At 45.3% G+C, this 463-nt stretch carries 1 pseudogene; it reads right to left on the bottom strand.

What is annotated here, in order from left to right:
- A pseudogene (locus BP621_RS12230) lies at positions 1–463 on the bottom strand (glycosyltransferase); the annotation flags it as partial.

The following is a 463-nucleotide window of genomic DNA, read 5'->3' as shown; positions in this document are numbered from 1 at the left end:
TTGCATCCCAGGCTTCAAGCACAACTATTCCGAAGGGTTCGTTTCGGCTGGGCACGCACACAAGATCACAGGCATTGAACAAGTCTAGTACAGTGTTATCCGGGGCATATCCAAAGAAATGACAGGAATTTCCAATGCCAAGTTTTTGGGCTCTATGTTCACACTGAGAACGCATATCCCCTTCACCTATAAACACAAACTGTGCATTCCTTTTTTTCAGGACTTTAGCCGCAGCTTCCACCAGTAGGTCAGGTCCTTTCTGATATTCCATTCTTCCCGTGAACAGCACTACTGGAAGACGTGGATGGAGTCCATAGTGCCTTTTCACATCTCNNCCATAGCTTGTAATCGGGAATTCTGTAGATATGCTTGACCTCTTTTTTCAATACAATCGAAGTTATGATAACAGCCGAAGACTCATATCCTCCGAGCCATTCTCGATGTGAGATTTCCTTTGCCTCCC

The organism is Methanosarcina sp. UBA5 (assembly GCF_002505485.1).
Taxonomy (GTDB): Archaea; Halobacteriota; Methanosarcinia; order Methanosarcinales; family Methanosarcinaceae; genus Methanosarcina.
The sequence above is the reverse complement of the archived record's forward strand: the minus strand, read 5'-3'. Positions and strand labels throughout refer to the sequence as shown.